The 23071-nt window shown below is 49.5% G+C and carries 19 protein-coding genes and 1 tRNA gene; 13 read left to right on the forward strand and 7 right to left on the reverse strand.

Going from position 1 to position 23071, the window contains the following annotated elements; translation table 11 throughout:
* Nucleotides 1–118: 118 nt before the first annotated feature.
* The 6 genes from rlmN to Q384_RS04675 all read left to right on the forward strand — a co-directional run bounded on the left by rlmN (nucleotide 119) and on the right by Q384_RS04675 (nucleotide 6476).
* Nucleotides 119–1213 carry a dual-specificity RNA methyltransferase RlmN gene (gene rlmN / locus Q384_RS04650; protein WP_037586267.1) on the forward strand — a complete coding sequence of 365 codons (1095 nt, stop codon included), beginning with the start codon at nucleotides 119–121 and terminating at the stop codon, nucleotides 1211–1213.
* Nucleotides 1210–1980, forward strand: coding sequence for a type IV pilus biogenesis/stability protein PilW (gene pilW, locus Q384_RS04655; protein WP_037586269.1), 771 nt, complete (start codon nucleotides 1210–1212; stop codon nucleotides 1978–1980). Before rlmN ends, pilW begins: the two co-directional genes overlap by 4 nt.
* Entirely contained in the window at nucleotides 1977–3287 is a 1311-nt protein-coding gene (locus Q384_RS04660; protein ID WP_037586272.1) for a helix-turn-helix domain-containing protein, read from the forward strand. Before pilW ends, Q384_RS04660 begins: the two co-directional genes overlap by 4 nt.
* The gene (gene ispG / locus Q384_RS04665) at nucleotides 3284–4549 is read left to right on the forward strand and encodes a flavodoxin-dependent (E)-4-hydroxy-3-methylbut-2-enyl-diphosphate synthase (protein ID WP_037586274.1); all 1266 of its coding nucleotides are present in this window, start codon (nucleotides 3284–3286) and stop codon (nucleotides 4547–4549) included. The genes Q384_RS04660 and ispG overlap by 4 nt, the downstream gene beginning before the upstream one ends.
* A gap of 216 nt (nucleotides 4550–4765) precedes the next feature.
* Complete coding sequence (locus Q384_RS04670) at nucleotides 4766–5986, forward strand: beta-ketoacyl synthase N-terminal-like domain-containing protein (protein ID WP_037586276.1); 1221 nt, start codon at nucleotides 4766–4768, stop codon at nucleotides 5984–5986.
* Between the two features lies 1 nt (nucleotide 5987).
* The gene (locus Q384_RS04675; protein WP_037586277.1) at nucleotides 5988–6476 is read left to right on the forward strand and encodes a hotdog family protein; all 489 of its coding nucleotides are present in this window, start codon (nucleotides 5988–5990) and stop codon (nucleotides 6474–6476) included.
* A gap of 258 nt (nucleotides 6477–6734) precedes the next feature.
* Here the strand turns inward: Q384_RS04675 and Q384_RS04680 are convergent.
* A tRNA-Leu gene (locus Q384_RS04680) sits at nucleotides 6735–6822 on the reverse strand.
* 87 nt (nucleotides 6823–6909) lie between these two features.
* On the opposite strand from Q384_RS04680, the gene rnr reads away from it, so the two are divergent.
* The 7 genes from rnr to dnaE all read left to right on the forward strand — a co-directional run bounded on the left by rnr (nucleotide 6910) and on the right by dnaE (nucleotide 18027).
* The gene (rnr, locus tag Q384_RS04685; RefSeq protein ID WP_051940464.1) at nucleotides 6910–9204 is read left to right on the forward strand and encodes a ribonuclease R; all 2295 of its coding nucleotides are present in this window, start codon (nucleotides 6910–6912) and stop codon (nucleotides 9202–9204) included.
* 356 nt (nucleotides 9205–9560) lie between these two features.
* Nucleotides 9561–10355 carry an HAD-IIA family hydrolase gene (locus tag Q384_RS04695; RefSeq protein ID WP_051940466.1) on the forward strand — a complete coding sequence of 265 codons (795 nt, stop codon included), beginning with the start codon at nucleotides 9561–9563 and terminating at the stop codon, nucleotides 10353–10355.
* Complete coding sequence (locus Q384_RS04700; RefSeq protein ID WP_037586280.1) at nucleotides 10355–11602, forward strand: ATP-grasp domain-containing protein; 1248 nt, start codon at nucleotides 10355–10357, stop codon at nucleotides 11600–11602. The genes Q384_RS04695 and Q384_RS04700 overlap by 1 nt, the downstream gene beginning before the upstream one ends.
* Before the next feature lie 26 nt (nucleotides 11603–11628).
* Entirely contained in the window at nucleotides 11629–12564 is a 936-nt protein-coding gene (locus tag Q384_RS04705; RefSeq protein WP_051940468.1) for a DMT family transporter, read from the forward strand.
* A 3-nt stretch (nucleotides 12565–12567) separates the two neighbouring features.
* The gene (locus tag Q384_RS14250) at nucleotides 12568–12693 is read left to right on the forward strand and encodes a hypothetical protein (protein WP_281174501.1); all 126 of its coding nucleotides are present in this window, start codon (nucleotides 12568–12570) and stop codon (nucleotides 12691–12693) included.
* Nucleotides 12694–12781: 88 nt separating this feature from the next.
* Entirely contained in the window at nucleotides 12782–14383 is a 1602-nt protein-coding gene (locus tag Q384_RS04710; protein ID WP_156956453.1) for a phospholipase D family protein, read from the forward strand.
* Between the two features lie 188 nt (nucleotides 14384–14571).
* Complete coding sequence (gene dnaE, locus Q384_RS04715) at nucleotides 14572–18027, forward strand: DNA polymerase III subunit alpha (RefSeq protein WP_037586281.1); 3456 nt, start codon at nucleotides 14572–14574, stop codon at nucleotides 18025–18027.
* A 6-nt stretch (nucleotides 18028–18033) separates the two neighbouring features.
* Here the strand turns inward: dnaE and Q384_RS04720 are convergent, their stop codons facing one another.
* From Q384_RS04720 to Q384_RS13220, 6 genes are all read right to left on the reverse strand, one after another.
* The gene (locus tag Q384_RS04720) at nucleotides 18034–18639 is read right to left on the reverse strand and encodes a glutathione S-transferase N-terminal domain-containing protein (protein ID WP_037586282.1); all 606 of its coding nucleotides are present in this window, start codon (nucleotides 18637–18639) and stop codon (nucleotides 18034–18036) included.
* 333 nt (nucleotides 18640–18972) lie between these two features.
* Complete coding sequence (locus tag Q384_RS04730; protein WP_037586284.1) at nucleotides 18973–19761, reverse strand: cytochrome c1; 789 nt, start codon at nucleotides 19759–19761, stop codon at nucleotides 18973–18975.
* A 15-nt stretch (nucleotides 19762–19776) separates the two neighbouring features.
* Nucleotides 19777–21138, reverse strand: a complete 1362-nt coding sequence (locus Q384_RS04735) for a cytochrome b (protein ID WP_037586285.1) — start codon at nucleotides 21136–21138, stop codon at nucleotides 19777–19779.
* Nucleotides 21139–21152: 14 nt separating this feature from the next.
* Nucleotides 21153–21737, reverse strand: coding sequence for a ubiquinol-cytochrome c reductase iron-sulfur subunit (petA, locus tag Q384_RS04740; protein ID WP_037586286.1), 585 nt, complete (start codon nucleotides 21735–21737; stop codon nucleotides 21153–21155).
* A 120-nt stretch (nucleotides 21738–21857) separates the two neighbouring features.
* Entirely contained in the window at nucleotides 21858–22610 is a 753-nt protein-coding gene (locus Q384_RS04745; protein WP_037586287.1) for a Nif3-like dinuclear metal center hexameric protein, read from the reverse strand.
* Between the two features lie 145 nt (nucleotides 22611–22755).
* On the reverse strand, nucleotides 22756–23071 hold a 316-nt coding region (locus Q384_RS13220), incomplete at its 5' end, for an ISAs1 family transposase (RefSeq protein WP_037587442.1).

A 23071-nucleotide genomic window follows, 5' to 3' on the forward strand; every position in this document is an offset into this window, starting at 1 on the left:
GCCTGCCCTGCTGTATCTCAGGCAGCCTGAGTTTTTTGCCTTAAACCGATTGTGCTCTGTTTAAAGAAAGCGAAAAGAAGCGGCGCAGTTGATTTAAGGCAAAAAAGACCGCATACCCATGAAAACCAATCTACTCAACTACGACCTGCCCGCATTAACCGCCCATTTTGCCGCCATGGGCGAAAAGCCGTTTCGCGCCAAACAAGTGATGCGCCACATTCACTTGGGCGGCGCGGTGTGCTTTGACGATATGACCGATTTGGCAAAATCGCTGCGCGAGAAACTCACTGAACACGCAGATATTCACGTTCCCGCACTCATCACCGAACAACATTCAGCAGACGGCACACGCAAATGGCTGTTGGATGTCGGCACGGGCAATGGTGTGGAAACCGTATTCATTCCCGAAGAAACCCGCGGTACTTTGTGTATTTCTTCACAAATCGGCTGTGCCTTGGAATGTACATTCTGTTCCACAGGCAGACAGGGTTTTAACCGCAATTTAACGGCGGCGGAAATCATTGGTCAATTGTGGTGGGCAAATAAGGCTTTGGGTGTTACCCCGAAAAATGAACGCGTGATTTCCAATGTGGTGATGATGGGCATGGGCGAACCGCTGGCAAATTTCGACAACGTGATAACGGCGGTAAACATCATGCTTGATGACCACGGCTACGGGTTATCGCGCCGCCGAGTTACCGTATCAACATCAGGCATGGTGCCGCAAATGGACAAGCTGCGCGAAGCCGCACCCGTTGCTTTGGCGGTTTCTTTGCATGCCTCCAATGATGCCGTGCGCGACACGATTGTGCCGCTGAACAAAAAATACCCGCTGGCAATCTTAATGGCAGCATGCCGCCGCTATTTGGAAAAAGCCCCACGCGATTTTATTACATTTGAATACGTGATGCTGCAAGGTGTGAACGACGAAATACAACATGCACGCGAATTAGTGGCGTTGGTGCAGGACGTGCCGTGCAAATTCAATTTAATTCCGTTTAACCCGTTTCCGAATTCGGGTTATCAACGCTCAAGCTCTGCACGCATTCAGGCATTCCGTGATGTTTTACAGGCAGCCGGCTTGGTGGTTACTGTGCGGAAAACCCGCGGTAACGACATTGACGCGGCATGCGGACAACTGGCGGGGCAAGTACAAGACAAAACCCGCCGCCGGCAAAAATGGCAAATCTTGGAACGAAAGGAAGCGTCATGAAAATAATCAGCTATTTACTTGCTGCTTGTGCTTTACTCACCGCTTGCAGCAGCGGCGGTCTGAAAGAACCCACCGCTGCCGAGCGATCAAAAGCACTGGCGCAAACCAAAACCCACTTGGCAATGGAATACATGAGAGCGCAAGACTACCGCCAAGCAATCGCTGCGGCGGAAGATGCGATTAAAAGCGACAACCGCTATGTTTACGCATGGCTGATGCGCGCCCAGATTTATCAACAGCTCAAAGTGGCAGACAAAGCCGATGAATATTTTCGCCACGCCCTGAATCTCGAACCGAATAATGCCGAAGTGAATAATAATTACGGCTGGTTTCTGTGCGATTTGATGCAACGCCCCAACGATGCCATGGCATATTTTGATCGCGCGCTGGCAGACCCCACTTACCCCAACCCGGAAGTCGCCAACATGAATAAAGGCATTTGCAGCGGCCGTATGGGTCAATACGGCTTGGCAAAAGCCTATTTTGAACGCGCCATTGCCGCCGCGCCGTGGTTTTATCCCGTACAAAAAGAAATGGCCCGCAATGAACTGGCTTCAGGCAATGTACAAAATGCCGATTACTTATTCCGGCAATACCAAAGCCGCGTAAACGCATTAAATGCCGATGATTTATTGTTGGGCTGGAAAATTGCCCGTGCCATGGGCAAAGGGCAGGCTGCTTATGAATACGAAGCGCAATTACGCACGCTTTATCCTTATTCGCCCGAATTAGAACAAATCTCTACAGGAACTGGAACTGCGCCATGACATCTCGTAATAACTTGCCGAGAAGCAAAAAAAATAAGCCGGAAACTGATGATTCTCTTAACCGCGATGCCGCTCTTGAAACCGAAAGCACCGAATCGGTAGCAGAATCCATAGACGCGGAAAAGCTGCCTGAAAATGATTCAGCCGAGCAAACCGACAACACGGAAACTGTTTCAGACAGCCCGAATGCAGATGCCGATACGGAAGCCGTAATCAACAGCAACGACACCGTGTCTGAAAGCGATTCTGCTGAGAATGATTCTGTGGAAACGACAACGGAAGAAACTGGCACTGATACAAAAGCAGAATCGGTTTCAGGCAAAACAACCGAAGAGAAAACAGCCTCTGAAGAAATGAATAAATCGGTATCGGAAGCAATCACCGAACCTGAGGCGGTTGAAGCTGAAGCCATAGCAGAAACCGAAACCATTCGAGTGGCGGAAACGGTTGATCCCGCTTTGGCATTGGGCGAATTGCTGCGCCAAGCACGTGAAAATCGATTTTATTCACTCGGCGAAATTGCCGACAACCTGAAATTTTCCGTCCGCCGCATTGATGCACTCGAACGCGGCGATTACACGGGGCTACCTGAACCGGTATTCGTGAAAGGCTTTGTGCGTACTTATGCGCGGTTTGTCGGTGTAAACGATACCCAAGTACACCACTATCTGGCACAAATTTTCCCTGAAGAAAAAACCACACCGCCGGTATCTGCCACCGAATCCAAACCGGCTAAGAAAAACTATTTAAATTATCAGGGTGATCCGGTAAAAAAAAGCATACCCAAGTGGGTGTTGGGTTTATTTTTGCTGCTCGCCATTATTGCGGTGATTTATGTGTGGCAAAGTAAATCCAAACAAAAAAATACCGAAACCGCAGCCGCAGCCGTCAGCGCGTCTGTACCGGTAGTGGAAACCAATAATGTCAGCGTTATCCCCATGGAAGACGCAAACACAGCGTCCGCCGCAAGCGGCCAAACAGCAGTGGCAGTAACAGCAAGCGAATCAAATTTGAACGGTGCGGCGATATCCGACATTGCGGCGGCAAGTGCCGCAACGCCGCCGATTCAAACATTGCTCATCAATTTACGGCACACTTCTTGGCTGAAGGTTGATGATGCCAAAGGCGAAACGCTCTACAGCCAAATCGCCGAAGCCGGTGTTTCTCTGCGTTTTGACGGCGCAGCACCGTACCAAATACGCATTGGCAATCCCAACGGCGTCAGCATGATGTTAAACGGCAAAGAAATTCCGGTAGCCGATTCCGGTAAACCCGTTACCTTAACCGTGGGCGAAACAGCGCAATGAATCACATACGCCGCCGCCCCACTTTTCAGGCAGCCATTGACCATGTCCGCATCGGTTCAGACGCGCCGATAGCGGTGCAATCCATGACCAACACCGACACTGCCGATGCCCAAGCAACTGCCGAACAAGTAAAACGGCTGTCAGATGCGGGATCGGAATTGGTGCGCATCACCGTAAACAGCCCCGAAGCGGCAGCCAATGTTGCTGAAATTCGGCAGCGGTTAAACGACATGGGCTGCAACACGCCGCTAATCGGTGATTTTCATTTCAACGGCGAACGTTTGCTTCAAGAATTCCCCGCATGTGCCCGTGCTTTATCCAAATACCGCATTAACCCCGGCAATGTCGGCAAAGGTGCAAAAGGTGATGAAAAATTCGCTTACATGATTCGCACCGCCGCCGAGCACAACAAAGCCGTGCGCATTGGTGTGAATTGGGGTTCGCTTGACCAAGTGCTGGCAAAACGCATGATGGACGCCAATATGGCATTGTCTTCACCGAAACCCGCTGAAGCCGTTATGAAAGAAGCATTAATCGTTTCGGCATTGGAATCCGCACAAAAAGCCGTGGATTTGGGGCTGCCTGAAAACAAAATTATCTTGTCATGCAAAGTATCGCATGTACAAGATTTGATTGATGTTTATCGTGATCTGGCGGCACGCTGCGCCTTTCCTCTGCATTTGGGTTTAACCGAAGCGGGCATGGGCAGCAAAGGCATTGTTGCTTCAACCGCCGCGCTGGCGGTGCTGCTGCAAACGGGTATCGGCGACACCATTCGCGTATCGCTTACGCCCGAACCCGGCAGTCCGCGCGAACAAGAAGTGGTGGTGGCACAAGAAATTTTGCAGACAATGGGATTGCGTTCATTTACCCCAATGGTAACTGCCTGCCCCGGCTGCGGGCGCACCACCAGCACCGTATTTCAAGAATTGGCGCGTGATATTCAACACCATTTACGCGACAAAATGCCCCTCTGGCGCAGCCAATACCCCGGTGTGGAAACCTTGAATGTGGCGGTGATGGGCTGTGTGGTCAATGGTCCGGGTGAAAGCAAATTGGCAGACATCGGCATCAGCCTGCCCGGTACCGGAGAGACACCGATTGCCCCTGTCTATATTGACGGTGAACGCGCGGTTACACTCAAGGGCAATAACATGACGGCTGAATTTTTACAAATTGTCGAAGACTATATCCACAGCCATTACGGTGAAGGCGGCAGCAAACGCAATCATCATGCAGTGATTCCGATTCACAATGCGTAATGCTCACCCGCATCAAGCATAAATATATTAAGGCTGCCTGAAAACCATATTTGCTTCAAAATACGCCAAAAAATGCTAAATTGTCTGCCAAACAATACGCAATCTATGATTTACTGACGGCAACCTTGAAGCGTGAATTGCCGTGACGATACATCAATCTTTCCGATTTTGACAGATTGCTTGTGTAACCTTTGTCTTCATTAAGAAATATCCACCATGAAAACGCCTGTTTACCTGCATTGCCCCGGCGTGGTTTCGGCATTGGGCGACGATTTAGCCGCAACATGGCAAAGGCTGTGGCAAAAACCAGCTGATTTTCTCAGCATAACCGACCAATGGACACCCCCGCGTACTTTGCCTGTCGGCGCGGTAACCCTGCCTTTGCGCCCATTTGCCAAAGACACACCGCCGCCGTTTCTCGGGCGCAACAATCAATTGCTGTGGCATGCTGCGGGCGCGGTTGAAGCGCAAATTTCGGCAGTAAAAAGCCGTTTTGGTGCAGAGCGGGTGGCGGTGCTTATGGCAACTTCTAACGGCAGCATGGACGAAAATCGCGTAGCATTTCAGCATGTGGCAAACGGCGGTCCGTGGGCAGACAGCGGCTTTAATCAAGTGCAGCAATGTTTGGTGTCGCCTGCCGAATTTATGAGCGCGCAATACGGTTTACGGGGTTTGCGTTATGTGATTTCCACTGCCTGTACCTCAGGGGCGCGGGCGATAATCAGCGCGGCAAGACTGCTGCGCAGCAATTTGGCTGATGCGGTGGTGGTGGGTGGTGTTGATTGTTTATCGGCATTGACCATCAATGGGTTCGCCGCTTTATCGGTGTTGTCTGACGAGATTGCCGCACCCTTTGCACCACAGCGGCGCGGCATCAATATCGGCGAAGCGGCGGCGGTGTTTGTGATCAGCCGTGAGCCTTTGTTTGACGAAGCCTTGCCGTTATTGGGTTACGGTGTCGGCAGCGATGCCTACCATATGTCCAGCCCACGCCCTGACGGCTTGGGTGCGCAGCAATCCATTCAGGCAGCCTTGCATTCCGCCGACTTGCCGCCGCAAGCCATTGGCTGGGTAAATCTGCACGGCACGGGCACAGAACACAACGATGCCATGGAAAGCCTTGCCGTAGCGGCGTGTTTGGGCAACACGGTTTGTTGTACGTCCACCAAGCCGCACACCGGTCATACTTTAGCCGCCGCAGGGGCTTTGGAAGCGGCGTTATTGTGGGCGAGCATCAGCCGCCGCATCAACCCCGACGGACAATTGCCGCCGCAATATTTGCCGCGCGGGCAAGACCCTGATATTGCCCCGATTCATTTAAGCACATCAACCGATGGCTGGCGGTTAAATCAGCCGCGCATCGGCTTGAGTACTTCATTCGCTTTTGGCGGCAGCAATGCTGCTTTGATTATTGGTTCTCCACAGGAGGCTGCCTGAAATGCTGCCCTGCCCGATTACCCGCATCGCACCTTTGTTACCACACAGCGGAAACATGGTGCTGCTTGACCGCATTTTAAGTTATGACGAAACCGGATTGTGTGCTGCGGTATGCCTGCGCAACGGACATCCGTTGCAACAAGCCGACGGCACAATTCCGGCGTGGATGGGCATGGAATTATTGGCGCAATGTATCGGTGCGCTGGAAGGCTGTTTCGCTCAAGAACACGGGCAAGCCATACGCTTGGGCTTTTTATTGGGGACACGCCGCCTGAATTTGCTGACGCAAAACCTGCCTTTAAACCGCCCCTTAATTGCCGATGTGCATTTATCAATTCGCGATCAAAACGGCTTTGCGGTATTCGACTGCCGCTTGTATGAAAGTGAATATCCGCTGCCGCCGCAGCAAGAACCACCCAATTTATTGATTCAGGCAGCATTGAATGTATTCAGTCCGCCAAATTTGGATACATACTTGCAGTCGGCTTAAATTATTCTTATTCGTTCATCATCGGTTTCTGCAAGTGATCTGAATAATACTACGCTGTAATCAAAGCGTTGAATTATTGAAAATCTTGCAGCGGCAAGCGGACACAATCGTTCGGCATTTAAGATTTGCTGTATGATTTGCCTGCGCAGTACTGATAAATCGCTGATAAACAGATTTATTCTCAGCCCAAAAACAAGGGCGAAAAATATTTTTGGAAATGATTGCTTGAATCAGCAATATTTTTGAAAAATTTGATGTTGGTGCCCAGGAGAAGACTCGAACTTCCACACCCTAAACGGGCGCTAGGACCTGAACCTAGTGCGTCTACCAATTCCGCCACCTGGGCTTTGCGTGGACGGCATGTTTCGGTTAGTATGCCGAAACAGCAGAATTTGTGCATTATATATTCTCTTTAAAGATTGTCAATTATCCCATGAAAAAAAACACCCCTTCACCCGACATTTCACTTCGCCGCCAAGATCCTTATCTGGCTCGGGAGCAGCAACGCTATGACAACCCTTTGCCCAGCCGCGAATGGGTGATGGCGGTGCTGGAACGGCAGGGTGTGCCGATTAAAATGGCTGATTTAATTGCCTTATTTGACATCAACGGCGATGAAATTCCTTTTTTTGAACGCCGCCTCAACGCCATGACGCGCGATGGACAAGTGTTGATTAATCGGCGCGGCGCGGTGTGTGCGGCAGAAAAACTGGAATTGGTGAAATGCCGCATTGAAGTGCATAAAGACGATTTTGGCTTTGCCGTGCCGCTCAATTCGGCAGACGGCAGCGATTTGGTGCTGTATGCGCGGCAAATGCGCGGGGTAATGAACGGCGACATCGTTATTGTGCGCCCGATTGGTACAGATCGGCGCGGACGGCGAGAAGGTCAAGTGTTGGATATTTTGGAACGTGCCAATAAAACCGTGGTCGGACGGCTGTTGGTGGAACACGGCATTGCCATGTTAGTACCTGAAGACAAACGGCTCATCAACAGCATTATTTTGGAGCAGGATTCTGTTACAGGGCTGGATATCGGACAAGTAGTGGTGGCGCAAATTGATTCCTATCCGGAAGGGACGCGCCCCGCCGTCGGGCGCGTTATTGAAGTGCTGGGTACATACGCTGACAGCGGCATGGAAATCGAAATTGCGGTACGCAAACACCATTTACCGCACCTGTTCAGCACCGCATGTGAAGTAGCGGCGGCAAAAATTCCCGATTCAGTACGCCCCGCAGACACAAAAGGACGGGTGGATTTACGCGCACTGCCGCTGCTCACCATTGATGGTGAAACCGCACGGGATTTTGACGATGCGGTGTACGCAGAAAAACAAGGCCGCAATCATCGCCTGATTGTCGCCATTGCCGACGTGAGCCATTATGTACGACCCGATGACGCCATTGATATTGACGCACAAGAACGCGCCACCAGCGTTTATTTTCCGCGCCGCGTGATTCCCATGCTGCCTGAAAATCTTTCCAACGGCATTTGTTCACTCAATCCCGACGTAGATCGCCTGTGCATGGTGTGCGACATGGTGATAACCCATGCCGGCAACGTAAAATCATATCAATTCTATCCCGCCGTGATGCGTTCACACGCCCGTTTAACCTACAACCAAACATGGCAATGGATCAGCGAAGGCAGCAACCACCCGCTCAAACCGCAAATCGATCAGCTGTATGCCCTGTATAAAATTTTGCTGAGAAAACGCGCTCAGCGCGGGGCAATGGAATTTGATACCGTCGAAACCGAAATGCTGTTTAACGAACAGGGTAAAATTGAGCGCGTGATTCCGGTGGAACGCAATGACGCACATCGGCTCATCGAAGAATGTATGCTTGCCGCCAACGTTTGCGCCGCTGAATTTTTACTGCAACACAAGCACACAGCCCTTTTCCGCAATCATTTGGGACCCACGCCGGAAAAACTCACCGCTTTGCGCGAACAGCTTGCCCTGCTCGGTTTGCAGTTAAACGGCGGCGACAAACCCACACCCAAAGACTATGCCGAACTGGCGGAAAAATTTGAAAACCGACCCGATAAAAATGTTTTGCAAATCATGCTGCTGCGCTCCATGCAGCAAGCGGTGTATGAACCTGAAAATCACGGTCATTTCGGCTTGGCTTACCCCGCATACGCACACTTTACTTCACCCATTCGCCGCTACCCCGATTTAACCGTACACCGCGCCATTAAAGCCGTATTGCAGCAAAGCACCTATCAGCCCGACACCGCATGGCAAGCACTCGGCACGCATTGCTCACTGGCAGAACGCCGTGCCGATGATGCCAGCCGTGATGTCAGCAATTGGCTGAAAACCTATTACATGCGCGACAAAGTGGGTGAAATATTCAGCGGCCGCATCTCCGGTATGGCGAACTTTGGTTTATTTGTTACGCTGGACGATATTTACATCGACGGCATGATTCACATCAGCGATTTGGGCGAAGATTATTTCAATTACCGCCCCGATATGATGGCGATTATCGGCGAGCGCAGCGGCGTTCGCTTCAGTGTCGGCGACCGCGTGGCAGTCAAAGTAACCCGTGCCGATTTGGACACCAGCAAAATTGATTTGATGCTGATTAGCGGCGGCGAGAAAAAACGGCGCAGCACAACGGCAAAAACAGAAAATACGAAAAAACCCGATAATCCGACGGCAGACACAAAAAAACGCAGCAATCGAGTGAAAACAGCAAAAAGCAATCGGCAGAAACGCTGAAGTATTGTCGGCAAACTATTTTTGCTTTTTACCAAACAATTCGCAATGCCGTGCGGCACAGCCATTCAAAAACAGATTGCCGCCTGTTTTTGCTTGTTACACTGACCGCCGATTGAATCAGGCTGCCTGAAAACGGTTTCAGGCAGCCTGTTGTTTGGTACTCGTTTTTTTTATTTGACCAACCTAAATAATCACTTTCATGACTTTTCGGCATTGTTCAATTGGGAACATTACACTATATCAACGCTTTGAGCATCAGCCTTACCACGCCGATAACTTGTGTAGCAGCAGGTTCTGTTTTTATGCTGGTTTATGCTGCGTTGTTAATTTTTCATTGATAAAGGACAGCATAAGTAATGGAAAATTCCAGTTATTATAAAGGCGTGATTCTGGATATCGACGGCACGTTATTATTGCATGGTAAAGCTTTACCCGGCGCAGGTGAAGCAACTGCTGCTTTACGCCGGGCAGGCTATCAACTGCGTTTTGTCAGTAATACGACCAGCCGCAGCGAGGCGCAACTGGCTCAGGTGCTCCTTTTACAGGGTATCGATGCCAGCGAAGCTGAGATCCAGACATCAGTTTCTGCCTGCCTCTGCTTTCTGCAGTCGCATTTTAGCGATAAAAAAGGGTTCATTGCTGTGCCGGAAGCACTGCAGACACGTTTCAGTCAACTGGAACAGTGCGGCGAGCAGCCCGACTATGTGGTGCTTGGGGATCTTGACGAAGGGTTTAATTACGCCATTCTGAACCGGATTTTCAATTTTATCCGCAACGGTGCACAGTTGATTGTTTTTCATAAAAATAATTGGTACTTCCGTGACGGAAAAACCTGGCTCGACAGCGGCGCCTTTACCCGTGCACTCGAGTTGGCTGGTAACACCCAAGCTGTTGTGGTGGGGAAACCTTCTCCGGTGATGTTTCAAAGTGCTATCCAGTGCATGGGGTTGCCAAAAGATCAGGTGTTGGTCGTTGGTGATGACGTTACTACCGACGTGGACGGTGCGCGCAATGCAGGTCTGCCTTTTTTACTGGTGGGATCGGGAAAATTTAAGCCAGCCGATTTGACCACACACAACATTCCTCAGAACCACTTTATCTCTACTATCATCGGGCTGCCGGAATGGTTGCAATATAGGGTAACTTACTGATGAAACTACTTAATATTGAAGTCACCTCACGCGGCGACGTTTTTCACAGTCGTTATGATATCTTTCGCCAGCAAGGTGCGGATATTTATTACCTGACTGCCAGCAATGATGCCACGCCTTATGCCGGATTTGCCGGTAAACGTGTAGCCATATCCCAGACGATAGAGGCAATAATGAGCGAAGCGAGAGCCTGGCATCAGCAAGAGCAATTTGATGCGATCATCACTACCGATGAGGCTTCCGTGGTTGCAACGGCCCTGATCGCTCAAGCGTTGGGGCTTCCGGCAACCAGCGTTGAGGCGGCTAAAAACAGTCGCAATAAATACTTGATGCGGCTGGCACATCAACAAGGCGGGGCGCCACACCCTCCTTTCCACCTTTGCTGCTCGCTTGAGCAAGCTTTACAGGCGGCCAAAACGATAGGCTATCCGGTCATTATCAAACCGACATTAGGAGGGAACGCAGAACACGTTTATCTGATTCGTAATGAAGAGGTGATGCGTCAACAGTTTCCGATGGTGTGGGAAGCCAATCTCCATTACTCCTATGGGCAACATGAGGCTAAAGGGATCAATCTGGAACCTAACGCGCTGCTGGTTGAAGGCTTTCTTGCCGGTTCTGAGCACTGTGTCGAAGCTTGGGTGCGCGATGGTGTTATTTGTATCGGTTCGATTGCCGATCGTATTTCTACCGAGCTGGAAGTGTTCGACAACGATCTTTACCGAACGCCCAGCATGTTATCGGTCGCCGATCTTGAAAAATTACGCCACGCGCTGGAAGCGGGTGTCCGTGCGCAGGGCATTGATTACGGCGTTGTCCATGCGGAGTTTCGTTTTCACCAGGGTGAAGCTTATATCCTTGAAATTGCAGCACGCATCGGTGGCGGAAGCCTGTATAAAATGGCTCGCCTGAGCTATGACTACTGTCCGGTTACAACAGCTTATCGCGTGGCCACTCAGCAAAAGCCAGACGCAAAGTCGCTGGAAAAAAACGGTCGGGTAGCGGTTGGTCTGACGATGCTGTGTCAGCAGGGAAAAATCAGCCACATTTCCGTGCCGGAAACAGTGAAGACCCACCCCGCAGTCTTTAACCTGGGGATCCTCGCTCGTGAAGGTGATTTTCACTATCGGCCGCCCGCCGGAAACGACATATTTGGTTACATCGGCGTGACGGGCACTTCACAGGAAGCAGCCATTGCTCTGGCTTCCGACCTTTTTGCACAAATCGATATACGCTTCGCGGATTGAGAGATAAACAGGGACAAGGAGATGTTATGAGCGATTCCCGTAAGCTGGGTGCTTTTCTGGTATTGGCATTTTTAATTATGGCTAATGCGAACGCCGTTTTTTCGGGCTGGCTATTGCAGTCGGTTCCTCCCTTTACATTGCTTTTTTGGGGCTTTTTGATCACAACCTTGTTCTTTTTTGTACGGCTTAGTGTGTCGCAAGGCGTCGCGGCGTTAAAAATCCCGCGTGCTTCGTTGATGGGATTGATCACGCTGAATCTGGCAAGCGGCATCAGCTGGATTGGCTATTACTGTGCGCTGAAATTTATTGAGCCGGCGATTGTCAGTGCACTAATGGGCTGCATAGGACCGTTATTTATCCTGATGGTCGGATTTATATCACAACGCCGGATTTCGATTAATCAGGTAATCACCTCGGCGGGAATTATCGCGGGCACGGCAGTGCTTTCATGGGCATCCATCGCCGATCGTTCTGCGGTGCAAAACGTTGCGGTAAACCATGTACTATTGGGGCTGGGCGCGGCTTTTATCGGCGGTTTTGGTCAGGTTCTGACCACTCTTTCCACTAAAAAATTAGCCAACCAAAACTGGAGTGCGAGCCAGATTATGGCGCACCGTTTCTATTTGCTTACCGCAGTGGCGGCTGTTGTAGCGTTAAACAGCACCGGGTTGCTGCTTAATTCGCCTGCCGGCATGGTGTCGGTAGGCACGGTTTCTGTCCTGGGGATTCTGGTGCCGCTCTGGCTGTTGCAAAAAGGCATTATTATCTCTTCGCCTTTTACCGTTTCAGTGCTTTTATCGCTCGGACCATTAATGACGCTGCTGTTTCAGGGTTTCGACTCACGGTTGCTGTGGTCAAATATGTCGGTAGTGGGTTGCGGCATTATCGTGCTGTCAACGCTGAATAATTTCGCCTTTAGTCAGAAAGCGCCCCAGATCAGCCGAACCAACAGCCAAGGATAAGCCATGCCTGATACACAAAGTTGCGCCGTGGAAATTGTGCAGATAACGGATATGCATCTCGGCGCGAACAAAAATAGCTTACTGAAAAATGTAAACAACCCTGCTAATTCTTACAAAAAGGCTGCTTGAAACGGGTTATTCCACCACCATTAAAAAAGGTGTGCCATTGCGTTGATGATCAGCCGCAAAGAAGGTCAATGACTTATGGCTTTATGCTATGATTATCCGTCTATATTTACCCTGCCGATTCAACCGCGCCATGCCGTTTTCTTCCCTGCCCAATCCAACAAAAAGTGAGCGTATCCGCCCGAATACACCCTCAATGCTGTATCGCGCCCACCAAATTTTATTGGATGAGCATCAAGATCTTTCCGGCGTTTATTTGCTGGACGATGCCCGCGAAGCCTTTGCGGCACGGGTGGCGCTGATTGATGCGGCGGAACACAGTTTAGACGTGCAATACTATATTTGGCGCAACGATACTTCCGGACAATTGCTGTTGAGTGAACTGGCGGCAGCGGCGCGGCGCGGTGTGCGGGTACGCTTGTTGTTGGACGACAACAACACTGTGGGCATGGACAATATTTTAACGGTCATGAACCGTGAAGCCAATGTCCATATCCGCCTGTTTAACCCTTTTAAAAATCGCCGCTGGCGTGCTTTGGGTTATCTCACCGACTTTTCCCGTCTCAATCGGCGCATGCACAATAAATCGCTCACTGCCGACAACCAAGTCAGCATTGTCGGCGGACGCAATATCGGTGATGAATATTTCGACATCGGCAGCGGCACTTTATTTGTGGATTTGGATATTCTGGCCATAGGAAAAGTGGTGGACACCATTTCCGCTGATTTTGATCGTTATTGGAACAGCGCGGCGGCAGTGGATTTCAGCAGCATTGTTTCGCCGAAATTCGACTTGAAGCAAGCCGCTGCGCCGATTTTCAGCCGCCGTCATTTCAATCAAATCCGTGCCAAAAGTTATGCCATGACCTTGTCGCGTGAAGATTTTTTGAAAAAGCTGCTTTCAGGCAGCCTGCCATATCAATGGGCAACTGTGCATTTAGTCAGCGACAGCCCCAATAAAGCCACACCATCGCGCTCCTCGCCGAAATTACCGCGTTTTTCTCCCTTGGATTTTGCGCAAGAATGGAAGCAAAAACGTGAGCAAAAACAAGCTGATCAGGAAGAAAGTATTTTTCAGCATTTGGCACATACTTTGCGCCGTCCGCTCGAAGCCGTATTATTGGTTACGCCGTACTTTGTTCCCACGGCTGCCGGTGTGGCGGCATTGTGTCATTTGCGCCAATTGGGCGTTGAAATCAGCGTATTAACCAATTCTCTGTCCGCCACCGACGTTCCCGCCGTACATTCCGGCTATGCCCGCTACCGCAAAGCTTTATTGCAGGGCGGCATTGCTTTATATGAACTGAAAAACCAACATTTAATCAAAGGACGGCGTGATCGCGGCGTGGTGGGCAGTTCTTCATCCAGTCTCCACGCCAAAACCTTTACCGTGGACAATGAACGCTTGTTTGTCGGTTCTTTGAATCTTGATCCGCGTTCAGCCAGCCTCAACACCGAAATGGGCTTGGTGATTGAATTGCCCGTATTAACTCAAAACGTGGATGAAACCATTAAAAAGACCCTGCCCGAACAGACTTATCAGGTGCAATTAAACGAAAATCAGCAATTGCAATGGCTGAGCGAAGACAGCAGCGGCGAGATGATTATCCAATATAAAGAACCGCAAACCACATGGCGGCGCAGATTGTGGGTAAAAATCTTGTCGTACTTACCGATAGAACGCCTGCTGTAAACCCATGTTCTGCGCCGCTCTTTTTTACCGTATTATTTGCGTTTGAACGCATCCTGCTTTAAAAACCAAACCGCTTGGAAGCACCAAAATAAATGATTGCAATAACGTATTATTTTCCTTGATTTTTATTTTGATATTTCCTGCTGTTTTCCAACGCATTTTCTCTGTTTGACTGAATACAACCAATTATGTCCGATCCCATTTATATCCCGCTGCGTTTGCACACTGAATTTTCCATTGAAGACGGCATGGTTCGTATTGATGATGCGGTTAGCCGCGCTGCCCAATTGGCTGTGCCTGCTTTGGGCATCAGTGATTTAATGAACACTTTTGGTTTGGTGAAGTTTTATCAAGCATGCCGAAAAGCCGGAATTAAACCGATTATGGGTGCTGATGTCTGGCTGGAAAATCGGGTACACGAAGATAAACCCTTTCGCTTATTGCTGATTGCCAAAAACCACGCCGGCTACTTGCGCCTGAATGAATTGCTCACCGACGCTTATGTTGCCGCAGACAAAGATCCCAACCATGCCTGCTTACGTCAAGCATGGCTGGAAAACGGCGACAACAGCGGCTTGATTGCCTTGTCGGGCGCGCATTATGGTGAAATCGGACAAGCCTTATTGGCAGGGCATGAAGAACAGGCACAAACGGCCTTACACAAATATCGGCAATGGTTTGGAGACGGCTTTTATTTGGAACTGCAAAGGCTGCCTGAAAAACCGGATTGGGAAACAGTGGTTTCAGGCAGCCTGCAATTGGCAAGTCAATTTACCGTGCCAGTGGTGGCAACGCACCCAACACAATTCATGCACCGTGATGACTTTCAGGCACATGAAGCCCGTGTTTGCATTGCCGGCGGCTGGGTGTTGTCTGACCCGAAGCGCCCGCGCACATTCACGTCCTCACAATACTTCATTACACCCGATGAAATGGCGGCGCGTTTTGCCGATATTCCCGAGGCTTTGATTAACAGTGTGGAAATCGCCAAACGCTGTAATTTGACGCTCACTTTGGGCAAAAACTTCCTGCCCGTGTTCCCCACGCCTGACGGCATGGATTTAAATAACTACCTCACGCATTTGTCGAACAAAGGTTTGGCAGAACGCATGGCGGTTTTGTATCCCGATGAAAATGAGCGAACCAAACGGCTGCCTGAATACCAAGCACGGCTGGATTTTGAGCTGAAAACCATTATTCAAATGGGCTTTCCCGGCTACTTTCTGATTGTGCAAGACTTTATCAATTGGGCAAAGCAAAACGGCTGTCCGGTGGGACCGGGGCGCGGTTCGGGCGCGGGCTCTCTGGTGGCATATGCTTTGCGCATTACCGATTTAGATCCATTGCGCTATGCCTTGCTGTTTGAACGGTTTTTAAATCCCGAGCGGGTATCCATGCCCGACTTTGACATTGATTTTTGTCAGGAAAACCGCTGGCAAGTGATTGAATACGTGCGCCGAAAATACGGTTCGGCAGCGGTTAGCCAGATTGTTACGTTCAGCACACTGTCATCTAAAGCAGTGGTGCGCGATGTCGGGCGGGTATTGGAACTGCCCTTTGGTGTGTGCGATCGTTTGTCGAAGCTGATTCCGGTGGAAGCCAATAAACCTTTGAGTTTGGCAAAAGCAATGGCGGCAGAGCCGCAAATCGAACAGTTGCTGCGGGAAGAAGAAGCCGAAGAATTGATGGTGTTGGCGCAAAAACTGGAAGATTTGACCCGCGGCTTAGGCATGCACGCCGGCGGCGTGTTAATGGCGCCGGGTAAAATCACCGATTTTTGTGCGGTGTATCAAGCGCACGGCGGTGATTCTTCTCCTGTATCCATGTACGACAAAGACGATGTTGAAAAAATCGGTTTGGTGAAATTCGATTTTTTGGGTTTACGCAACCTGACCATTATTGAAATGGCACAACGCTATATTCACACCACCCGCGGCGATGTTGTTGATGCGGCGCATATTCCGCTGGACGATGCCGCCACATATGCCGATATTTTTGCCAAAGGCAACACCACGGCGGTGTTTCAATTTGAGTCGGCGGGCATGAAGAAAATGCTGGTGCAAGCACGGCCAAGCCAGTTTGAGGAAATCATTGCCTTCGTTGCCTTATACCGCCCCGGCCCTATGGATTTGATTCCCGACTTTATTCGGCGAATGCACGGTGAAACCTTTGAATACCTGCACCCTTTATTAAAAACCGTATTGACACCCACTTACGGCGTGATGGTATATCAAGAGCAGGTAATGCAGGCAGCGCAAGTGTGCGGCGGCTACACATTGGGCGGCGCGGATTTGCTGCGCCGTGCCATGGGTAAGAAAAAAATTGAAGAAATGGTGATGCAGCGGGCTACGTTTGTTGCCGGTGCATCGGCACAAGGCATTAACGAAACCAAAGCCAATGAAATTTTTGATTATATGGAAAAATTCGCGGGCTACGGTTTCAATAAATCCCACGCCGCCGCCTATGCTTTGGTGGCATACCAAACCGCTTGGCTCAAACGCCATTATCCCGCCGAATTCATGGCGGCAACCATGTCCAGCGAGCTGGATAATACCGACCAGCTCAAAATTTTTTATGAAGACGCAAAAGCCAACGGCATCACTTTTTTGCCGCCCTGCGTGAATCACTCCGATTACCGGTTCACACCTTGTGCCGACAAGCAAATCCGCTATGCACTCGGTGCAATTAAAGGCACAGGCGAGGGTGCGGCAGAGGCAATTGCGGCGGCACGGCAAGCGGGCGGCGCATTTAAAGATTTATTCGATTTTTGCGAGCGTGTCGGCAAACAACACATCAATCGGCGGGTATTGGAAGCCTTGGTGCGCGGCGGGGCATTTGATGCCGTTGAAGCCAATCGTGCCATGCTGCTTGCCAATATTGACTTGGCAATAAACCATGCGGATCAGGCTGCCGCCAATGCCAACCAAGGCGGTTTGTTTGATTTTGCCGCCGATGCCATTGCGCCGGTGGAAATGGTCTATGCCGCGCCGTGGACTTTGTCGGTAACGTTAGCGGAAGAGAAACAAGCCATTGGTTTTTATTTATCAGGGCATCCATTCGCGCCTTATGCCAACGAAATTCGCGCTTTTGCCAGACTCACTTTGGCTGAACTCAAACCCACGCAGCAGAAAACCAAAACATGGGTGGCGGGTTTTGTTACAGATGTGCGCTACATTGCGGGAAAACGCGGGAAATTCGCCGTTTTGTTATTGGAAGACGGCACAGAAAAGACCGAAGTCGTGGTGGCGGGTCAGCTGATGGAAGCGAATGCCGAGCAATTAAAACCCGACCAAATTTTATTGCTGGAATGCAAAATCACCGCCGATGAATACAACGGCGGCGAAGGTTTACGCATTACTGCCGATTCGCTTTATACCTTAGATGCCGCACGTGAACGTTTCGCCCGCTGCCTGAAATTAAATTTGAAACCGCACCACGATGCGGCGGCGTTGGCAGCATTACTAAACGCACACACGCAAGGCGAGCAAGGTGAACGCCATGTACCGCTGAAACTTTTCTACAGCAGTGAACACGCCGCCGGTGAGTTGCGCCCTGCCGCTTCGTGGCAAGTGCGCATCAGCACCGAATTACTGGCAAGTTTGAGTGCACAATTGGGTGAATATGCGGTGGCAGTGGGCTGGTAAAATACATCAGCGGCGCATGGCTTTTTCGGCAGGTGTCAGCGCATTAATAAACGATTCGCGCTGAAAAATACGCTCGGCATATTTGAGCAGCGGCGTTACCGATTTACTCAATTTAATGTCGTAATGGTTAAGCCGCCACAACAAAGGCGCAAGTGCAATGTCAATCATGGAAAAGTCTTCACCCATGATGTATTTGTTTTTAACAAATCCGGGGGCAATCAAAGTCAGCCCTTGAGAAATGAATTCACGTGCTTTGGTTTTTTCTTTAGAGGAACTGTCTTGCGACTCCAAAACCTGTACGTGGCTGAACAGCTCTTTTTCTAAGCGAAACAACACCAAACGCCCGCGCCCGCGCATCACGGGATCGCCCGGCATCAGCTGTGGATGCGGAAAACGCTCATCAATATATTCATTGATGATATTGGATTCATGCAAAATTAAATCACGCTCCACCAACACAGGCACTTGGTTGTAGGGATTCATGTGCGCCAAGTCTTCCGGCTTGTTGAATGTATCCACATCTTTAATTTCAAAATCCATGCCTTTTTCATGCAATACAAAACGGCAGCGTTGGCTGAAAGGGCAAGTGATGCCCGAATATAAAATCATCATGTTGTGTAATCCCCTAACCGGCTGCCTGAAAATGGTATGACCAAAACACCGATACACTTTATAACATCTGCACGTTTTGCAAACAGTACGGCAATAGCGGCTTTATTGTGTTTACGCTCAGTGTTTTGGTGAATCGCTATCTGCACTGCATACCACAGCGATTTCGGCTTTTGCATGTTTTCAGGCAGCCTGTTATCTGTTGGCTGAAAAATGAAATGATTATACTTGATTTCAATAAGAAAACGCCAGAAATTGATATTATCTTATTGTTTAATAAATAAAAAAGGCAAAACCAAACGTTTTGCCTTTTTTGTACGGGAACAAAATACTGCCTTAATGCACATCTTTCCAGTATTCTTTTTTCAGGAAATACGCCAAGGGAAGCATAATCGCCAACAAGAACATCAATACCACATAGCCGATTTGCTTGCGCTTCATCTGCGCCGGCTCACCCATATACACCAAATAGTTGGTTAAATCGCGGGCGTAGTTATCGTATTCTTTGGTAAGCACATTACCATCGGGCAAAGTACGCGACATCGTACCAGTGGTTTTCCAATACAGTTTCGGCGCCATCAACCCTGTGTGTTCGTCTTTCACCATCACCGGCTGGCCATCTTTATCCAACTCAACTGCCCGAATACCTTGTTGTTCCCACAACACATGCGGCATGCCCACTTTATCAAATACGGTATTATTCCAGCCGCTTGGGCGGGTTGGGTCTTGGTAAAAACCGCGCAAGTAAGCATAAAGATAATCCGCACCGCGTGAACGGGCAATTAAAGTTAAATCCGGCGGTGCCGCACCAAACCATTTTTTTGCATCTGCCGGAGACATCGCCGCGTGCATCACATCACCGACTTTATCGGTAGTGAACATCAGGTTTTTCTTGATTTCGTCTTCAGTCAAACCCAAGTCCGTTAAACGATTAAAACGCATACCGCTGGCGGAGTGACAAGACAAACAATAATTGGTGAAGATCTGCGCACCGCGCTGCAAACTCACGCGGTCGCCCAAATCAATCGGTGCTTTCTCATAAAGACTGCCCCCGGCGGCAGAGGCAATGCCCACACTCGCTGCCATGAGTAAGGCAGCCAATCCTTTTTTCCAAGATTTTTTCATTTTCGCTGCCCTCAATTAAATGAATTTCGCAAACAGAATCGCACCAATCAATACAATCGCCACATACACGAAGAACATCACTTTTTGACGAGTGGTACTCATGGTTACGCGATCCGGTACGGGTTTACTGCTGTCGATTTTGGTATATACAGGCATCAACAAGAAGAAGCCAAAATACACAACAGACAAAATACGCGCCACTAAAGTGCGTAAATCGTCGGACGGCAACGCACCCAAGATGCCCAAACCGATAAACGACACCACAAACAGCGCAACAGCTGTTTTGAATAACGGTCCGCGATAGCGTATGGATTTGACTTCAGCACGATCCAGCCACGGCAATAAAGCAATCAGCACCACGGCGGCACCCATACCCAGCACGCCCCAAACCTGTGTACCGAGGAACGACGGAATGGCGCGCAAAATGGCGTAGAACGGCGTGAAATACCAGACCGGTGCAATGTGCGCGGGCGTTACCAATGGATTGGCGGGATCAAAATTCGGTGCTTCCAAGAAATAGCCGCCGCCTTCGGGAGCGAAGAACATAATCGCACAGAAAATAATCAAAAACACCACCACACCCAAAATGTCTTTTACAGTGTAGTAAGGATGGAACGGAATGCCGTCTAAGGGAATGCCGTTTTCGTCTTTGAATTTTTTGATTTCCACGCCGTCAGGGTTGTTTGAACCGACTTCGTGTAAGGCAATAATGTGTGCCACCACCAAACCGAGCAATACCAGCGGCACAGCAATCACGTGCAGGGCAAAGAAGCGGTTTAAGGTAACATCAGACACATTGAAGTCGCCGCGAATCCACACGGATAAATCAGGACCAATCACCGGAATGGCAGAGAACAGGTTAATAATCACCTGTGCACCCCAAAACGACATTTGCCCCCAAGGCAGCAAATAACCCATAAAGGCCTCTGCCATCAATGCCAAGAAAATCAGTGCACCGAACACCCACACCAATTCACGCGGTTTTTTGTAAGAGCCGTAAATCAAACCGCGGAACATGTGCAAATAGATCACCACAAAGAACATAGACGCGCCGGTGGAGTGCATGTAGCGGATAATCCAACCGCCGGACACATCGCGCATAATGTACTCAACCGCAGTAAACGCCACAGGCAAGCCATAATTATTTATGGTGCCGTCGGGCTTGTAGTTCATCGTTAAGAAAATGCCGCTGACGATTTGAATCACCAACACCAGCAAAGCCAGCGAACCGAAAAAATACCAGAAGTTAAAATTTTTCGGTGCGTAGTATTCGCTTAAATGTTCACGCCACAGCTTAGAAAGTGGAAAACGATCATCAATCCAGCCAAGCAACGAGCCTAACAAGCATGATTTGTTTTCAGTAGTTTGGTTTGCCATCTGATTAGCCTCTTTTATTTGTCGTCACCAACCAAAATGACATTGTCATTCAGGTATTTGTAAGGCGGGATGACCAAGTTGGTCGGCGCGGGAACGCTTTTGTAAACACGACCTGCCAAGTCAAATTTTGAACCGTGGCACGGGCAGAAAAAGCCGCCTTTCCAATCCGCGCCCAAATCTGCGGGTGCCAAATCGGGGCGGAATGTCGGTGAGCAACCCAAATGGGTACAAATACCGATTGCCACAAACAAATTGGGCTTGATAGAACGCAATTCATTTTTGCAATATGCCGGCTGATGTTCCACTTCGGATTTCGGATCTGCCAATTGGCTGTCCAAACCGGGCAGTTCTTTCTGCTGCTGATCGGTGCGGTTAAGAATCCAAACCGGCTTGCCTTGCCATTCAGCAGTAATCATCTGCCCCGATTCAATTTTGCTGATGTCCACCTCTACCGGCGCACCGGCGGCTTTGGCTCTTTCCGACGGGAAAAAGCTCAGCACAAACGGTGTTGCCACGCCCGCACCGGCAACAGCACCTGCGGCACTGGTCGCCACAGTAAGGAATCGGCGCCGACCATGATTGACTTGTTGATTATCCATTATGTTGTCCTAATAACTTTTGGTAGTAATCGCCTATTAACCGGGTAATTCTAACTGATTTTAACCTAGTTATTAAAGCCTTATTTAAAATGAGGTTAAAATTTGTGGCTTTGTTTGATGTTAAACAGGATTTTTTTCGTCAAAAAACGAAACCGGAACTTGAAATTCTTCGGATATTGCCGCTGCCAATGCCTGAACACCGAAGCGTTCAGTGGCATGGTGTCCCGCGGCAATAAAAGCAACATCATTTTCCAATGCCAAATGGTATTGTGCCTCGGACACTTCTCCTGTGATAAATACTTCCGCACCCGCATCAATGGCTGCCTGAAAAAATCCCTGCCCACCGCCGCTGCACCACGCCAAACGGTGTACGGTTTTGCGCGGGTCATTTGCCAGCAATAAAGGTTTTCGCTGCAAAGTTTGATCCAACTGCGCCGTCAAGTCTGCCAAACAAACAGCCTGCGGCAAACTGCCCAAAGACAGCAAATTTTGTTCGCCGATTTGCGCGTCCATGTACCAACCCATGTGTTTTGCCAATTGCGCGTTATTGCCCCACTGCGGGTGGGTATCCAAAGGCAAATGATAGCCCGCCAGATTTAAATCGTGTTGCAGCAAAGCCCGAACGCGCTGTTTTTTCCAGCCGACAATACCGGCAGGCTCACTTTTCCAAAATAAGCCGTGATGCACAAGCAGCATTTGCGCCTTAACGTCTGCTGCATACCGTATTGCCGCCAAACTCGCCGTAACCGCACACACGATGCGATTAACTTCCTCACCGCCTTCAACTTGCAAGCCGTTGGGTGCATAATCTTTGAATTGTTCAACGGTGAGCTGTTGATTACACCAATTGATGATGTCGCTGCGCTTTGCCACGATGTTGTTCCTGTATTAAAAACAGCTGTTTTTTTAAAAGCAACATGATGAAAATTAAAATGCGGTTAAAGCTTAATATTATACGCCTTATCATCATAAGCAAAATGTGCGGGAATCTCTTTGACAGGGCAATCGCATGAAAGATTTAACACAGTTTCAGTAGTTGCTCACGGTAATTATCAGAGGTAGCCGCCAGTAATCGCTGTACTTTAATGCCACCTTTGCGCTTCACAGGTGATAGGCGGATTAGGTTAAGAGATATGCGGTGTAATATGGCTAAGTTATGAGCAGCGAAGCCATTTCTGGCTCGCATTTGATCATCTTTAAAAGCAATATCCATGCACCAATGCAAACTGTTTTCAATGCGCCAATGCAGGCGTATGACGTGATTCAACAATTCGGCATTGTTTGATAAGCTGCTGATATATAATCGTTGTTCATAGGTTGTTTTTCCATTGATT

The sequence above is a fragment of the Stenoxybacter acetivorans DSM 19021 genome, assembly GCF_000745895.1.
In the GTDB taxonomy this organism is placed as follows: domain Bacteria; phylum Pseudomonadota; class Gammaproteobacteria; order Burkholderiales; family Neisseriaceae; genus Stenoxybacter; species Stenoxybacter acetivorans.

Excerpts from the sequence above, each read along its gene's own strand:
- rlmN (WP_037586267.1), top strand. The coding sequence starts at position 119 with ATGAAAACCAATCTACTCAACTACGACCTGCCCGCATTAACCGCCCAT.
- pilW (WP_037586269.1), top strand. The coding sequence starts at position 1,210 with ATGAAAATAATCAGCTATTTACTTGCTGCTTGTGCTTTACTCACCGCT.
- Q384_RS04660 (WP_037586272.1), top strand. The coding sequence starts at position 1,977 with ATGACATCTCGTAATAACTTGCCGAGAAGCAAAAAAAATAAGCCGGAA.
- ispG (WP_037586274.1), top strand. The coding sequence starts at position 3,284 with ATGAATCACATACGCCGCCGCCCCACTTTTCAGGCAGCCATTGACCAT.
- Q384_RS04670 (WP_037586276.1), top strand. The coding sequence starts at position 4,766 with ATGAAAACGCCTGTTTACCTGCATTGCCCCGGCGTGGTTTCGGCATTG.
- Q384_RS04675 (WP_037586277.1), top strand. The coding sequence starts at position 5,988 with ATGCTGCCCTGCCCGATTACCCGCATCGCACCTTTGTTACCACACAGC.
- rnr (WP_051940464.1), top strand. The coding sequence starts at position 6,910 with ATGAAAAAAAACACCCCTTCACCCGACATTTCACTTCGCCGCCAAGAT.
- Q384_RS04695 (WP_051940466.1), top strand. The coding sequence starts at position 9,561 with ATGGAAAATTCCAGTTATTATAAAGGCGTGATTCTGGATATCGACGGC.
- Q384_RS04700 (WP_037586280.1), top strand. The coding sequence starts at position 10,355 with ATGAAACTACTTAATATTGAAGTCACCTCACGCGGCGACGTTTTTCAC.
- Q384_RS04705 (WP_051940468.1), top strand. The coding sequence starts at position 11,629 with ATGAGCGATTCCCGTAAGCTGGGTGCTTTTCTGGTATTGGCATTTTTA.
- Q384_RS14250 (WP_281174501.1), top strand. The coding sequence starts at position 12,568 with ATGCCTGATACACAAAGTTGCGCCGTGGAAATTGTGCAGATAACGGAT.
- Q384_RS04710 (WP_156956453.1), top strand. The coding sequence starts at position 12,782 with ATGATTATCCGTCTATATTTACCCTGCCGATTCAACCGCGCCATGCCG.
- dnaE (WP_037586281.1), top strand. The coding sequence starts at position 14,572 with ATGTCCGATCCCATTTATATCCCGCTGCGTTTGCACACTGAATTTTCC.
- Q384_RS04720 (WP_037586282.1), bottom strand. The coding sequence starts at position 18,639 with ATGATGATTTTATATTCGGGCATCACTTGCCCTTTCAGCCAACGCTGC.
- Q384_RS04730 (WP_037586284.1), bottom strand. The coding sequence starts at position 19,761 with ATGAAAAAATCTTGGAAAAAAGGATTGGCTGCCTTACTCATGGCAGCG.
- Q384_RS04735 (WP_037586285.1), bottom strand. The coding sequence starts at position 21,138 with ATGGCAAACCAAACTACTGAAAACAAATCATGCTTGTTAGGCTCGTTG.
- petA (WP_037586286.1), bottom strand. The coding sequence starts at position 21,737 with ATGGATAATCAACAAGTCAATCATGGTCGGCGCCGATTCCTTACTGTG.